This is a genomic window from Chryseobacterium vaccae (assembly GCF_009602705.1).
Classification (GTDB): Bacteria; Bacteroidota; Bacteroidia; order Flavobacteriales; family Weeksellaceae; genus Chryseobacterium; species Chryseobacterium vaccae.
The window spans coordinates 3,613,427-3,628,178 of record NZ_VSWH01000001.1 but is presented as its reverse complement, the minus strand read 5'-3'; the positions used below and the strand labels follow the sequence as shown (position 1 = coordinate 3,628,178).

Sequence of the window (14,752 nt, the reverse complement as noted above, 5' to 3'; positions counted from 1 at the left end):
TAATTACCCAGTTCATTAAAATCCTTTTATAAATATTTAAAAATAACTGAATTACTACTTTCATGATCATTTTACACGCCTATTCCTTTTAAGTTCCAATAAAATAATTTAACAACAGATCATTTTACACGCCTATTCCTTTTAAGTTCCAATAAAATAATTTAACAACAGATCATTTTAACGTAATTATTCCAACACAAAAGCAATAATATTCTTTTTTAAGAGTACTAAAAAATCTCAGGTATCTCCTTACCCTTTCAGAGACATTCTGACCATTTCCGACATATCGGACGCAAAATCAGTGTCTGCTATGGATATTTCCGGCAGGCTGATGAAAACAATTGAAAAACCATCTTCTTTTCTTAATCTGGATGATCTAAAAGAAGGCTTATATTTAATCCATTTAAAAATGACAGACGGAACGGTAAAAACGATTAAAGCAATAAAAAAATAATCATGCAGATAACATTCACTATAAAGGCTATCAAAAATTTGATAGCCTTTCTTATATTTGAACAAAATTTAATACTGCATAAAATCTCTGTACTTTTAAAAAGAAAATATCCTACAGATGATAATCCGCACCTTAAAAAATTAAAAAATCCGGATGAAGGCTCCACAAGCAAAAAAAATAGAAAAAATACTTGAAATACACGGCGACAGAAGAATTGACAATTACTTCTGGCTTAACGAAAGGGAAAATCCCGAAGTAATCCAATATCTGGAAGAAGAAAACGCTTACGAAGAATTCATCATGAAAGATACGGAGGCTCTTCAGGAAGAGCTTTTCGAAGAAATGAAAGCCCGTTACAAGAAAGATGATGAATCTCTTCCTTATTTCTTCAACGGATACTGGTACATCGTACGTTATGAAGAAGGAAAAGAATACCCTATCTTCTGCAGAAAACATAAAACACTGGACAACCCGGAAGAAATTGTAGTAGACGTCAATATCCTTGCTGAAGGGGAGAATTATTTTGAGGTAGGAAGTGTAGCCGTTTCTCCGAATAATGAGCTGGCTTCTTTTTCAACAGACAATGTAAGCCGGAGAATTTACACCATCAATTTCAAAAATCTGGTTACAGGAGAGATTTTTTCTGACCAGATTCTGAATACTACAGGTAAAGCTGTATGGGCGAATGATAACGAGCATGTTTTCTACATCAGAAAAGATGACAGCCTGCGTGCATTCCAGGTATACAGGCATAAGCTTGGAACTGATGCTTCAGAAGATATTCTTATTTTTCATGAGGAGGATGATACCTTTGATGTCAATGTTTTCAAAACCAAGTCGCTGGAATATATTTTCATTGCAAGTTCAAGCACGATTTCCGATGAGCATAGATTCATCCCTTCGGATAATGTCTTTGCAGAATGGACTATCATTCAGCCAAGAATAGATGACCTTGAATATTCCGTAGAACATTACAAAGATGAGTTTTACATCATTACCAATGCAGACGATGCTATCAATTTCAAGATTGTAAAAACGAAAATTGATAATTGTAGTATGGAAAACTGGGTAGATGTAATCCCTCACCGCGCCGAAGTTTTATTGGAAGGTTTTGAGATCTTCAAAGACTATCTCGTTCTTGAAGAAAGAGAGCAGGGACTTCTGCAGATCAAAATTATTGATGAAAGAACCCAGGAATCCCATTATCTTCCTTTCTTTGATCCTACATACACCACGTACATCGGCATCAACATGGAATTTGATACTGAAGTGCTTCGTTATGGCTATACATCCCTTACACAGCCAAGTTCTACCTATGAATACAACATGAAGGAAAAAACTACGATACTTCTGAAGCAGCAGGAAGTTCTCGGAGGACAATTCCTTCCTGAAAATTATATTTCAGAAAGAATATGGGCAGAATCCAGAGACGGGGAAACTAAAGTTCCTATTTCATTGGTTTATCATAAAGACACTAAAAAATCAGCAGATACACCATTGCTTTTATATGGCTATGGAAGTTATGGACATACTGTAGACGCAAGCTTCTCCAATGTAAGGCTATCTATTCTGGACAGAGGATTTATTTACGCCATTGCCCACATCCGCGGTGGAGAATATCTGGGAAGAGAGTGGTATGAAGACGGAAAAATGCTCTTCAAGAAAAACACATTCTTCGATTTTATTGACGCGGGGAAACATCTGATCAAAGAAAACTACACTTCATCCGGACATCTGTATGCTATGGGTGGAAGTGCCGGAGGTCTCCTGGTAGGTGCCGTTGTTAATTATGAACCGGAACTTTTCCACGGAATTGTAGCTCAGGTCCCTTTTGTAGATGTGGTAACCACAATGCTTGACGAAACTATTCCTTTAACAACCGGGGAATATGATGAATGGGGAAATCCAAATGACAAGGAATATTATCACTATATGAAAGACTATTCTCCTTATGATAATGTGGAAGCTAAAGATTATCCTCATATGCTGATCACAACTGGTCTTCACGATTCCCAGGTTCAGTATTGGGAGCCTGCAAAATGGACAGCAAAGTTAAGAGAGCTGAAAACAGACCATAATCTTTTGTTATTTAAAACTGACATGAGCTCAGGCCACGGCGGAGCAAGCGGAAGATTTGAATCACTGAAAGAAGATGCTCTGGAATATGCGTTCCTGTTGAAAATAAATGATCATTCATAAATGATAAGTGGATAGATAGTCCGGATTATAACACAATTTTTGCTTCCAAAACAAAGCAGCCGGCCATCACAATCATTAAGGAATTATCAAAACTACCTTCAGTGAAACTTTTTAAGTGATCAGAAAGCAAATATTCCGATCTTCAACTTTAATGACTGCCAATTATAGAGCAATGTGCAGGGGCAAGATCAAAAGCTGAAAGATTTTCAAAATTTCCGTTGTAATAGAGGAAACTGATGAAACTTTATTTTGGCTTGAAATGTTGGAAGAACTGGAATTTGCTGAAAAAGAAATTTTAACAGATATAAAAACAAAAACTGAAGAAATACTAAAAGTAACTTCTTCGTAAAGAAAAATGCTAAAGCAGTAACTTTATCATTTATCAATCATTATTTACCATTTATAAAGTTATGATCAACGAATCCGAATACTGGAAAAAAATAGAACAGTTTTTTGAAGACCATTTCCAGACTGAAAAAAATCCGCCGATTGAAACACTTTTGTTTCTGATTGGACTTCAGGAGCTGGGAAGCGGTCAGCAAAAATACACGAAAGACGATAAAGTGAATCTGATACACATTGCGGTGTGCAGATTGCTGGAACCCTTCGGTTATTATAAATTCACTCATTATGAAGACGGATGGCCTCATTTTGAGCAGCTGGAAGAACTTCCGGAATTAAGACCGAATGAACAGACCCTTCTTATGAAAAAGGCGATTATTCAATATTTTCAGGAAGAAAATCTGATATAAAATGCGGACGTTCATAAAAAATCCGCTTGACCAGATAAAAAAATCAGCCTCATTCCTGAGGCTGATTTTTTTAATTCGTTATAAAACTAAGTATTCTTACATCTACTACAGCTTAGCCATATCTCCTTATCCTAAAATTTCTTCCAATTGGGTAAGCCCCATTTTGAAGCCTTCTTCAAATCCCATTTCCAGCATTTTATTCATGACATCCTGAGACTGGTAATGAACATTAATGGTCACTTTTGTTCCTTCTTCCACTCCCGTAAAACCAATCAGCCAGTTGGACTGTGGAGAATCATTATTGATATTCCCGTTTTCATCACAGAAAGCACTCATCCAGTCAAAGCTTCTATGCTCCATAATTTCACCATATTTTGACTGCGAATAACCTCTTTCGCCATTTGGACCAACCATCGCATATAGCCAGATTCCACCTTCTCTGAAATCCTGCTTTATAGTTTCACATTTCCACGGTTTTGGGCCCCACCACTGATCTAATAATCCGGATTGTGTAAAATAATCCCACACTTTCGAAACGTCTGCATTGTAAATTTTCATGACATACACTGTTTTCGCTTCAAAATCTTTGTTGAACATGATATTCGATTCCATAAGTAATTATTTTTGATAAAGTTACTATTTTATAGATGGAGAATACTTTTCATATGGCAAGTAAAGACAACCAAGCCTAAGAAAGTAATATATTTTCATTTCAAAGTTGACATTTTCAACAAAAATATTTAATTTTTTTCGTTAATTTTTTTAAAACATTGAATTTTCTCCCTATCCTTTAAAGCAACTTCTTTTTTCTATGAATATTAAATCTGTAAATATTCTTTACTATGTTAAACTAATTGATAACAAGGATTTAAATGCCTACTTAAACATTCTGCTGAAAGGGAATTAATTACTTACAGCTCTTAATCTATTGAATGCATTAGTACTCTTAAATTCATAAATAAACGTTAAAAAACACACTTTTAAGAGAAATAACACAATTTTTTGGCTCGTTTTTTGTTTATGAAGTCTTAAAATAATTAATTTTAACATTCATTTTTTCCAAACATATAAAAAACTGTAAATGAATAATAAATTCATCCCAATAATTTCGGTGTTTATGACAATCTCACTGATTGTCTTTGTTACGCTCCAATTTTATTGGCTGAAAGGTTATTACGGTGCACTGGAACAGGAATTCTCCAATAAAGTGTATGCTGCTTTAGAAAATACTTCAAAAAATATTGAAGAGATTGAAGTAGATAAATATTTAAATAAAGACAACAATAACTTCAGAAATGATATTCTGGCCAGTAAGGACCAGCCCTCATTAACAACCATTCAACAGGTACAGGATTCCGGAACTCAACGACAGATCATCTACTCCAAAAATATCATCTCTAAAACACAGCTTCCGATTTCTAAAAAAGGAGACTCTGTTAATTTAACCACCTTGTATACTGATGAGGCTGCTTACAAGGTTAAAAGAGATACAGCCAACCGTGAACTTCTTACCACCGAGATCAACAATGATTTAGAAAGCGGTGATTATTCCATTAAAAATTTCGTAAGAATTGTCGGCACCAATCTTCCCATTACCAAAAGAGTTGACCCTACCATTCTGGACTCCGTTATTGCCAAGGAACTAAGAATGAAAGGAATTACTGCAAAATTCGGTTATGGAGTTATTGATAAGAGTAATAAACTTACCAGCATTGTAAACAAGGCCTTTAAAGAAAAAAAGGATAACAATACTTACAGCTATCCCCTTTTTACGGATAATAAAAACACGACTTTGTATTCCCTGGCTTTGGTTTTCCCTAAAAAAGAATATTCCCTGGCCATGAACAACTGGCCAATGCTTTTGGGAACCTTCCTTTCGTTACTTACCATTCTGGGAATTTACATTATTTCCATCAACTATATGATGAGGCAGAAAAAGCTGGCAGAAGTAAAAACAGACTTCATCAACAACATGTCACATGAGTTTAAAACTCCGCTGGCCACTATTTCAGTAGCTACAGACTCTTTGGCCAATGACAAGATTGCGACTAACCCGGACAAGGTAAAATATTATTCGGAGTTGATTAAGCAGGAGAATCTTAGGATGAAAAAACAGGTAGAAAATGTCCTGAATATGTCAAAGCTTGAAAGAAATGAAGTAGAGCTATTCCTAAAAGAGACCAATGTAAGGGAACTCATCAAAAGAACTACGGAGTCTTTCAACCTTATTGTAGGACAGAGAAACGGATCGCTTACTCAGGAATTCAATGCATCAAACTTCACTTTTAAAATTGATGAATTCCACATTTCAAACATGTTGGTCAATTTACTGGATAATGCCAATAAATATTCCCCGGAAGCCCCGGAAATTCATGTAAAAACAAGAAATGAAGGACATTGGTATGTGATAGAAATTTCCGATAAGGGAATGGGAATGGAAACCCAGAATAAAACGAAGATCTTTGAAAAATTCTTCAGGGAAGAAACCGGAAACATTCACAATGTAAAAGGTCAAGGATTGGGACTTTCTTATGTAAAGAAAATTGTAGAACTGCATAAAGGACAGATCATAGTAGACTCTCACAAAGGGAAAGGAAGTACGTTTGTGATTAAGCTGCCAATGAGCTGATATAGATAAAATCAGATAACAAAATATACGAAGATAGAGTGAGAACGTTCATTCTTATTTATTAATTTTTAATTATTAAAATTATGAGCAACAGAATATTATTAGTAGAAGACGATCAGAGTTTCGGGGCTGTGCTGAAAGATTATTTAACGATCAATAACTTTGAGGTAACCTTAGCAACAGATGGTGAACAGGGATTGAAGGAATTTACAGAGAATGAGTTTGACATCTGTATTTTTGATGTGATGATGCCTAAAAAAGACGGGTTTTCATTAGCAGAAGACGTAAAAAAAATCGATAAAAATACCCCTATCATTTTCCTTACGGCAAGAAATATGAGAGAAGATATTCTTAAAGGATATCAGCTGGGTGCCGATGATTATATTACCAAGCCATTCGATACGGAACTTCTTTTATATAAAATCAAAGCGATTCTTCAAAGAAGCTCTACTTTGGAAAATGAAGAGCAGGAGCAATTCAAGATCAGTAATATTTTCTTCGACTCTATGTTGAGACAGCTTAAAGTAGGTGACAAAGAATACAAGCTTTCTCCAAAAGAGAATGAGCTGCTTAAACTTCTTTGCATCCACAGAAATGATTTCATGCCGAGAGACCTTGCTCTGAGAAAGATCTGGAAGAAGGAAAATTACTTTACAGCGAGAAGTATGGACGTATATATTGCCAAGCTTCGTAAGCTGCTAAAAGATGATGAAGGATTGGAAATTATCAATGTACACGGAGAAGGATTTAGGCTTTTAGTTAAAAATTAAACCTAAAAACGGATTATAAATAAAAAATTAGCAAAACAATTGAAAATGTTTTGCTAATTTTGTTTCATACGATTGGATATGAAAAATATATTTTTAAGCGTTATCGCTATTTCCGTACTTGCCGTTTCGTGTAAGAAAGATGATAAAGCCACTTATTTGAAAGAAGAAGCAGGGGTACAACCACCGCCAAGTATGGCCGTAAATTCTCCTAAAGCTTCCCTGATGGATCAGGCAGGAATCCAGTCCAATACCAATCCGGCTCCCATGGCCACTGCTCCGGGAATGAACCCTCCACACGGACAGCCCGGACACCGATGTGATATTCCTGTAGGGCAGCCACTCAGCAGCAGTCCGGCACCAACGCCAGCTGCTAATACTGTAACGGCAAACAGCAGTAACAGTATCAACATTGATCCCAACTCTCTCTCTCCGGGAAAAGTAATGATTGATAATAACGGAAAGCAGGTAAAAACCGCTCCGGGAATGAATCCTCCACACGGACAACCCGGACATCGATGTGATATCCCTGTAGGACAGCCTCTTAACAGCAAGCCTGCTCCGGCTCCACAGCCCGTTCAAAATATAGCACAGAACACACCGGCTCCGGTACCCGCTCCACAACCGACAGGAGAAAAACCTAAAGCAAACCCGGCTCACGGAGAGCCATGGCACAACTGCGCGGTAAAAGTTGGTGATCCTTTACCATAAATTTCGTATTTTTGCAATCATGAAGCTGTTTCACATTCTTGCAGTTGTTTTTTGTCTGGGAATTTTTTTAGTTCCCAAGGACAGCTTCTATGCCCAATCTATGCAGGAAATCTGCTGCAAAGCAAAGTCTGAGAAGAGCGACTGCTGTAAAAATCATTCTTCAAAAGAAAGCCATGACAGCAAAACAAAATCGTCATGCAATGATGACTGCTGTTCCTCATGCGTTGCATGCTATACCTTTATAGAAACCCCTTTTTCAAAAAATCTGCGCTTTGAACTTTCTTATTATAAAAAGAATAAAAATCCGCAGTTTCAGTATTCAGACCCTTATTTATCAGACCGTTTAAAGGAAATCTGGCAACCGCCTAAAATAGGTTAATTATTTTACGGAGTGTTCATTACATCTTTAATGAACCGTTTTTTAATTAATCTAAACTTTAAACAAAATGAAATTATATATTTCCAGGTTGATACTTGGACTATTGATCCTGTCTGTACACTTTATATCAGCGCAAAACCTTACCAAAAACCAGTTCAAAGTAAAAGGGAACTGTGAGATGTGCAAATCACGAATAGAATCAGCAGCTAAAAAAGCAGGCGCTAAAACGGCAGTTTATTCTATTGATCTGCAAACCTTAACTATTGAAACGGATAAAGCTTCTGCTGATGACATCCTCAAAAAAGTAGCTGAGGCAGGCCATGACAACGAAAAATTTAAATCATCCAACGAAACCTATGAAAAGCTTCCGGGATGCTGCCATTACGAAAGAGATCTTCAGCCCTCACCAACCGAAGCTCATCAACATGACCACCAGTCCGGTGCTAAAAAAGACAACGAGTTCTACGTAAGAGGAAACTGTGGTTCATGTAAAGCCAGAATTGAAAAGGCCGCAAAAGGAGCCGGTGCAGATACCGCAGAATGGAATGCAGAAAAGCAGATTGTCATGTTGAATTTTGATCCTGCAAAAACCTCATCAGATAAAATTTTAAAAGCAATTGCTGATGCAGGCCATGATAACGAAAAATTCAAAGCATCTGATACCGTTTACAATGGTCTCCCGGGATGCTGTCTGTATGACAGGGAGTTTACCTTCGGGGAAGCGAATCCAAAAGTTCACTATGAAGAGGAAACCACAAAACATGAAGATCATAAAGAACATACGACAACGGCATCTAAAGAAGACCACTCCCAACATGAAAAAAGTATTGACGGGGTTGTTGTGACAGGTTCTAAAGCAGCAACAGCTTTAAGTAAAAAAGAAGTCGGACTGGTTTTTAATATTGATAAAAAAGAACTTTTAAAAGCCGCCTGCTGTAATCTGTCTGAAAGTTTTGAAACCAATGCAACAGTAGATGTTTCTTTCAGCAATGCCGTTACAGGAACAAAACAGTTGAAAATGCTGGGTCTGGACCAAAAATACACCAGCCTTACCAAAGAACTTCTGCCGGAGATCAGAGGTCTGGCATCTGCTTATGGATTGAATTTTATTCCCGGAAGATGGATTGAAAGTATTCAGCTGACAAAAGGAGGAAGTACCGTTACCAATGGTTATGAAAGCATCACCGGACAGATTAATACTGAACTTCTGAAAAATGCGAAGGAGCCGGAAACTTCCCTGAATCTATTCTCGGATTTCAACGGAAGAGCAGAAGCTAATATTACCAGCGTATCCCCTATCAACGACAAATGGTCACAAACATTCCTGCTTCATGGAAACGGAACTTTCGGAGATACGGATATGAATGATGATGGTTTCCTGGACAGACCGAAAGGAACACAGATCAACGCAGCATATCTTCTTAATTTCAACGATCTTGAGAAATCCGGATTCGGATCACATTTCGGAATTAATTTTATCCGGGATGAAAGAACTGCCGGACAAACCGGATTTGATAAAAAGCTGACGCAGGATAAGCAATCTGCTTATGGTGTGGGAATTGATATTTCAAGATTTCAGGTATGGAATAAAACGGGTTATGTATTCAAAGGAAAGCCCTATCAAAGTTTAGGCTGGATGAACCAGTATGTATTCCATCAGCAGGACAGTTTTTTTGGTCTTAGAAATTATAATGGGCAGCAGCAGACCTATTATTCCAATCTGATTTTTGAAAGCATCATCGAAAATACCAATCATAAGTATAAAGCCGGAGCAAGCTTTTTATATGATGGTTATAAAGAAACGTATTTAACGAATGATCTGAGAAGAAATGAAATTGTTCCCGGTATCTTTGCCGAGTATACTTTAACCGGTTTAAAATATACATTGGTAGCGGGTTCCAGAGTAGATTTCCATAATCTTGCGGGCACTCAGTTTACTCCGAGGGTTAATTTTAAATATGACTTTACTCCACAGACCATCTTAAGACTTTCTGCGGGGAGAGGATTCAGAACAGCTAATGTTTTTGCTGAAAATCAACAGTATTTTGCATCAAACAGAAGTATTCAGATTCTTCCGAACAATGGGAATATTTATGGTTTAAAACCGGAAATTGCATGGAATTACGGAGCCAGCTTACAACAGGAATTCAAGTTATTTGGACGAAAATCTACTGTAATTGCCGATTTTTTCAGAACAGATTTCCAGGATCAGGTGCTTGTGGATTTAGACAGATCTCCTCAGCAGCTTACTTTTTACAATTTAGAGGGAAAATCTTTCGCCAACTCTTTCCAGACTCAGTGGGATTTTACTCCTTTCAGAAATTTCGACGTAAGACTTGCTTATAAATATTATGATGTACAGGCTGATTATATCGATGGAAGAAGAGAGATTCCTTTCATGGCCAAGCACAGAGGTTTCGTTAACCTTGCTTATGCTACCAATAAAAATGATAAAGGCGGGTTCTGGAGCTTTGATACTACGCTGAACTGGGTAGGAAAACAAAGACTTCCTGATACCTCCAGCAATCCTGCGGAATTCCAGCTTCCTGTATATTCTGATTCCTATGCGGTATTGAATGCACAGATCTCAAGGAATTTCAACAAAAAGATCAGAGCCTATGTTGGTGGAGAAAATTTAACATCCTATTATCAAAAGAACGCCATTGTTGATTTCAGAAATCCTTTCGGAAACTATTTTGATGGTGGAATGGTTTATGCCCCGATTATGAAGGCTAACTTCTACGTGGGGCTGGATGTAACGTTTTAAATGACGGACCCGGGGTTAATCTCAGTCTACCATTTTTAAAACAGAAATATATATAATCAAAATAAATAAAGACCTTATAGACCATAAAACGTTTATAAGGTTTTTTGTTTTGACCAGCCACAGAGAAAGATGATCATTGAAAGATGAAACTTTTTTTCTTTTTCAGATTTAAAGGGATCCCGATTAAAACGGGTTCTGATTATTGCTATTCTGCTCGCTGTATTTTCACAGATCACTGGAATCAATGCGATCATGTACTATGCTCCCGAAATCTTTAAAGCTACAGGTGTAGGCATCTGATTCTGCATTTATGCAAACCATACTGGTAGGAGTTATTAATAAAAAATCCCATTGAATTGTCAATGGGATTTTTATTTTGTATTGATTTCAATTATCTTCCGAAGTCGTCCTGCACTCTTACGATATCGTCTTCATCTGAAGGATTGGATACATCCGTATGCTGCCAGATTTCAGCAACTACTCCCCAACCATCTAAGCCAATCAGACGGTGTCTTTCACCCTGTTGCAGCTTTACCTGTTCTTTCGGGTGGTATTCTTTCAGCTCGCCTTCTACATCTGTAGTGCTTCTTTTAATTCCTACCGTGCCTTCTACAACCTGCCAGATTTCAGCTCTGCGATGATGATACTGCCAGCTCAATCGTGCCTGTGGGGCTACGATAAGGATTTTAGGGCTTAATTTTCCGCTTATTTTCAGATTGTTAACATCAATTCCATCAAAATAACGGTTGGCAAAATCCTGTGCCTGATTTTCATCAATCACAAAGAATCCGCCCCAAGGCCTTGTATCATCTTTTGCCACAAGATTAAAACCCTGTGCACCAAGCATTTTTTCTATTTTATCGAATACTTCTTTTTTCACTACACTCATACTTTTTGTATTGCTTTTAAAATTATTTCCAAAAATAAGTATTGTTTCATTATTCTGTAGACATTGAGTAAGGAAAATCTTTTTCCTGTGAGCCTCTTTCTTTATTCGGCTTATTATCCATCTGAAAATCCAAAACTGCTCCTTTTAGCAGTTCTTTGTGGCTTAACCAATTTCTGGAATATGGCTGAGCATTGACTTTCAAAGATTTCACATAGAAATTCTCCGTATTATTCTCCGATGCTTTTATTTCAATTTTCTTTCCGTTTTCCAGATGAATTATGGCTTCCTTAAATAAAGGTGCTCCTAAGACATACTGATCTGTAGCAGGAGTTACAGGATAAAATCCTAAAGCCGAAAATACATACCATGCAGAAGTCTGTCCGTTATCTTCATCTCCGCAGTATCCATCTGGAGCTGCCTGATACAGTTTGTCCAACACCTGTCTTGTCCAATATTGTGTTTTATAAGGTGCTCCGGCATAATTGTACAGATAAATCATATGCTGAATCGGCTGGTTTCCGTGGGCATATTGTCCCATATTCATGATCTGCATTTCCCGGATTTCATGAATAACGCTTCCGTAATAACTGTCATCAAAAATCGGAGGAAGAGAAAATACTTCATCCAGTTTGGCTTCAAATTTCTTTTTACCGCCCATCAGTTTAGAAAGCCCTTCAATATCCTGGAAAACCGACCATGTATAATGCCAGCTGTTTCCTTCTGTAAAGGCATCCCCCCATTTGAACGGGTTGAACGGAGCCTGAAAATTTCCATCTTTATTTTTACCTCTCATCAATCCGGTTTCAGGGTCGAAAAGATTTTTATAATTGTATGCTCTCTTTTTGTAAATATCAATTTCTGAAGCTGGCTTTCCTAAAGCTTTTCCCAGCTGGTAAATTGCAAAATCATCGTAAGCATATTCTAAAGTCCTGGCCGCATTTTCATTGATCTTTACATCATAAGGAACATAACCCAGCGTATTGTAATATTGAACTCCTCTACGTCCGACTGCATCAATAGGACCTTCGTTATTGGCTCCATGTTTAACGGCCTGCCAGAGGGCTTCAATATCATAACCCCGAATGCCTTTTATATAAGCATCTGCCACTACTGATGCAGAATTATTTCCCACCATAATGTCAGAATATCCCGGGCTGCTCCATTCAGGCAGAAAACCTCCTTCTTTGTAAGCATTAGCTAATCCTTCCTGCATTTCTGCATTGATGCCCGGATATACCAGGTTCAGGAATGGATATAAAGCACGGAAGGTATCCCAGAATCCGGTTCCGGCAAACATTCTTCCATCCAGAATTTTGCTGTTGTAAGGACTCCAGTGTTTTATTTTATTATTGGCATCGATTTCATATAGTTTTTGTGGAAAAAACAGTGTTCTGTACATAGAAGAATAGAATGTCCGCATCTGCTGATCGGTTCCTCCTTTTACTTCAATTTTTCCCAGTGTTTTATTCCATATATTTCTGGCATCTGTTTTTACCTGTTCAAAATTTCTGCCTCCGATCTCTCTTTTCAGATTGAGTTCTGCCTGTTCAAAACTGATGAATGAAGAAGCTATTTTCGCATAAACACTTTCTTTATTTTTAAGCTTAAAACCTACGATGGCTCCTGTATGTTCACTTGTAATTTCCAGTTGCCCGTTTACCAAGGCATTATCTTTCCAAAGCGTTGTCAGATCAAAATCTTTATCGAACTGAACGACAAAATAATTTTTAAAATTTTCATATTTTCCTCTGGCATATTTGGTGGTATAGCCCAGAATTTTTCTTTCTTTTGGGATGATTTTGATATAAGATCCTTTATTTAAGGCATCAATAACAACATAAGCGCTGTCTGTTTTCGGAAAATCAAATTTAAAAAACGCGGCCCTTTCTGTTGGGGTGAGTTCTGTAGTCACATTGATATCTGCCAGATAAACACTGTAATGATAAGGTTTTGCGGTCTCTGCTTTATGACTGAACCAACTTGCGCGTTCTTCTTCTTTAAACTTTGGCTTACCTACACCCGGCATGATGGCAAATGCTCCATAATCATTCATCCATGGAGAAGGCTGATGCGTCTGTTTAAAACCGTTGATTTTATCAGCATCGTAGGTATATGCCCATCCGTCTCCCATTTTTCCAGTTTGCGGTGTCCAGAGGTTCATTCCCCAGGGAAGCCCGATCGCCGGATAGGTATTTCCATTGGATAAGGATGGTTTGGATTGGGTGCCCATCAACGGATTTACATAATCTGCAGGAGATATATTCTGACCTAAGGCCAATGCCTGTAACAAAAGTAAGCAGGCAGATAATATAAACTTCATTGTATCTTTTCGTTTGTTAATTTATATAAGCTTTTTTGCATAACTGGCTGCTCCCAGAATAGCGGCATCTTCAAAGATGGCAGAGATTTTAACCTGCAAGTTAATATTATTCTCCTTTAAGTTTTTTATAAATCTTTTTTCGAAATGAGGATAGGCTTTGGCTATATTTCCTCCTATAACTAAAACTTCCGGTTTATAATGATTTACATGCTGCACAATAAATTCAGAGAAAGTATCTGCATATTCATTAAATATCTGAGCCTGTATTTCCAAAGGCTTATCCAATAAATCTTTTGTTCCTGAGATCTGTTCATCCGTAAGTTCTGCATAGCGTTTCACAAACCAACGTGTTGCCAGGTAATCTTCAAAGATAGACTCTCTGAAAGGCGAATCCCAGAGATCCTCATCAGTGGCAAACTCACCATTGTAGAAGGTTGTTCCCAGTCCTGTACCCAGAGTTACTCCGAACACTTTTCGGAATCCCTGCACACAGCCTCCAAAGACTTCTCCTTCCATAAATGCTGCCGCATCATTCACAAAATGGATCTGCTGCTCTGAAATCTCCAATCTTTTTGCCAGCTCTTCTTTAATATTGACTTGATATATATCGATAAATTTTCCCTGCTGCATCAGGGAAATTCCGCTTTCATAATCGAAAGGTCCCGGCATTGCGATCCCTATTAAAAGATGTTCTCTAACAAGTCCCTGCATACCCTTTTCAATGGCTGAAACCCAGGCTGAAAAAATATCTTCCTTGGAACCGAAAGAGTCTACATGTTCCCTGATATAGGTGCCCGTAATGATTTCACGCTTAGCTGGATCCACCTGGGCCATCGTAATATGGGACCCGCCTATGTCTATTCCTATTATATTCTGCATTATATC

The 14,752-nt window shown here is 37.6% G+C and carries 13 protein-coding genes; 9 read left to right on the top strand and 4 right to left on the bottom strand.

Annotated elements, in window-relative coordinates; all coding sequences use genetic code 11:
• The first annotated feature begins 205 nt into the window (after positions 1-205).
• The 3 genes from FW768_RS23860 to FW768_RS16545 all read left to right on the top strand — a co-directional run bounded on the left by FW768_RS23860 (position 206) and on the right by FW768_RS16545 (position 3,405).
• Positions 206-454: a T9SS type A sorting domain-containing protein gene (locus FW768_RS23860; RefSeq protein WP_153397294.1), complete on the top strand. Its 249-nt coding sequence runs from the start codon at positions 206-208 to the stop codon at positions 452-454.
• Between the two features lie 153 nt (positions 455-607).
• A complete protein-coding gene (locus FW768_RS16550; RefSeq protein ID WP_153397292.1) occupies positions 608-2,653 on the top strand; it encodes a S9 family peptidase in 2,046 nt (681 codons plus the stop codon).
• Positions 2,654-3,063: 410 nt separating this feature from the next.
• The gene (locus FW768_RS16545) at positions 3,064-3,405 is read left to right on the top strand and encodes a hypothetical protein (RefSeq protein WP_153397290.1); all 342 of its coding nucleotides are present in this window, start codon (positions 3,064-3,066) and stop codon (positions 3,403-3,405) included.
• A 126-nt stretch (positions 3,406-3,531) separates the two neighbouring features.
• On the opposite strand, the gene FW768_RS16540 is transcribed toward FW768_RS16545, so the two are convergent.
• Positions 3,532-4,017 carry an SRPBCC family protein gene (locus FW768_RS16540; protein ID WP_153397288.1) on the bottom strand — a complete coding sequence of 162 codons (486 nt, stop codon included), beginning with the start codon at positions 4,015-4,017 and terminating at the stop codon, positions 3,532-3,534.
• Between the two features lie 469 nt (positions 4,018-4,486).
• Here FW768_RS16540 and FW768_RS16535 point away from each other — a divergent pair, with 469 nt between their 5' ends.
• The 6 genes from FW768_RS16535 to FW768_RS23735 all read left to right on the top strand — a co-directional run bounded on the left by FW768_RS16535 (position 4,487) and on the right by FW768_RS23735 (position 10,958).
• On the top strand, positions 4,487-6,034 hold the full coding sequence (locus tag FW768_RS16535; protein ID WP_153397286.1) for a sensor histidine kinase: 1,548 nt from the start codon (positions 4,487-4,489) through the stop codon (positions 6,032-6,034).
• A gap of 83 nt (positions 6,035-6,117) precedes the next feature.
• On the top strand, positions 6,118-6,804 hold the full coding sequence (locus FW768_RS16530) for a response regulator transcription factor (RefSeq protein WP_002982671.1): 687 nt from the start codon (positions 6,118-6,120) through the stop codon (positions 6,802-6,804).
• Between the two features lie 78 nt (positions 6,805-6,882).
• A complete protein-coding gene (locus tag FW768_RS16525; protein WP_153397284.1) occupies positions 6,883-7,512 on the top strand; it encodes a hypothetical protein in 630 nt (209 codons plus the stop codon).
• Positions 7,513-7,531: 19 nt separating this feature from the next.
• Positions 7,532-7,891, top strand: a complete 360-nt coding sequence (locus FW768_RS16520; RefSeq protein ID WP_231128707.1) for a hypothetical protein — start codon at positions 7,532-7,534, stop codon at positions 7,889-7,891.
• Between the two features lie 67 nt (positions 7,892-7,958).
• Complete coding sequence (locus FW768_RS16515; protein WP_153397280.1) at positions 7,959-10,658, top strand: TonB-dependent receptor domain-containing protein; 2,700 nt, start codon at positions 7,959-7,961, stop codon at positions 10,656-10,658.
• Positions 10,659-10,853: 195 nt separating this feature from the next.
• Positions 10,854-10,958, top strand: a complete 105-nt coding sequence (locus FW768_RS23735; RefSeq protein ID WP_317163093.1) for an MFS transporter — start codon at positions 10,854-10,856, stop codon at positions 10,956-10,958.
• A gap of 91 nt (positions 10,959-11,049) precedes the next feature.
• Here FW768_RS23735 and FW768_RS16505 read toward each other — a convergent pair whose 3' ends face one another.
• The 3 genes from FW768_RS16505 to FW768_RS16495 are packed head-to-tail and all read right to left on the bottom strand — an operon-like array spanning position 11,050 to position 14,746.
• A complete protein-coding gene (locus FW768_RS16505; protein WP_153397278.1) occupies positions 11,050-11,547 on the bottom strand; it encodes a cupin domain-containing protein in 498 nt (165 codons plus the stop codon).
• 49 nt (positions 11,548-11,596) lie between these two features.
• On the bottom strand, positions 11,597-13,867 hold the full coding sequence (locus tag FW768_RS16500; RefSeq protein WP_153397277.1) for a GH92 family glycosyl hydrolase: 2,271 nt from the start codon (positions 13,865-13,867) through the stop codon (positions 11,597-11,599).
• A gap of 21 nt (positions 13,868-13,888) precedes the next feature.
• Positions 13,889-14,746: an ROK family protein gene (locus FW768_RS16495; RefSeq protein WP_153397276.1), complete on the bottom strand. Its 858-nt coding sequence runs from the start codon at positions 14,744-14,746 to the stop codon at positions 13,889-13,891.
• Between the last annotated feature and the right edge of the window lie 6 nt (positions 14,747-14,752).

What these genes read in the sequence shown, in the direction of transcription:
- FW768_RS16550 (WP_153397292.1), top strand. Translation starts at nt 608, where the DNA reads ATGAAGGCTCCACAAGCAAAAAAAATAGAAAAAATACTTGAAATACAC.
- FW768_RS16545 (WP_153397290.1), top strand. Translation starts at nt 3,064, where the DNA reads ATGATCAACGAATCCGAATACTGGAAAAAAATAGAACAGTTTTTTGAA.
- FW768_RS16540 (WP_153397288.1), bottom strand. Translation starts at nt 4,017, where the DNA reads ATGGAATCGAATATCATGTTCAACAAAGATTTTGAAGCGAAAACAGTG.
- FW768_RS16535 (WP_153397286.1), top strand. Translation starts at nt 4,487, where the DNA reads ATGAATAATAAATTCATCCCAATAATTTCGGTGTTTATGACAATCTCA.
- FW768_RS16530 (WP_002982671.1), top strand. Translation starts at nt 6,118, where the DNA reads ATGAGCAACAGAATATTATTAGTAGAAGACGATCAGAGTTTCGGGGCT.
- FW768_RS16525 (WP_153397284.1), top strand. Translation starts at nt 6,883, where the DNA reads ATGAAAAATATATTTTTAAGCGTTATCGCTATTTCCGTACTTGCCGTT.
- FW768_RS16520 (WP_231128707.1), top strand. Translation starts at nt 7,532, where the DNA reads ATGAAGCTGTTTCACATTCTTGCAGTTGTTTTTTGTCTGGGAATTTTT.
- FW768_RS16515 (WP_153397280.1), top strand. Translation starts at nt 7,959, where the DNA reads ATGAAATTATATATTTCCAGGTTGATACTTGGACTATTGATCCTGTCT.
- FW768_RS16505 (WP_153397278.1), bottom strand. Translation starts at nt 11,547, where the DNA reads ATGAGTGTAGTGAAAAAAGAAGTATTCGATAAAATAGAAAAAATGCTT.
- FW768_RS16500 (WP_153397277.1), bottom strand. Translation starts at nt 13,867, where the DNA reads ATGAAGTTTATATTATCTGCCTGCTTACTTTTGTTACAGGCATTGGCC.
- FW768_RS16495 (WP_153397276.1), bottom strand. Translation starts at nt 14,746, where the DNA reads ATGCAGAATATAATAGGAATAGACATAGGCGGGTCCCATATTACGATG.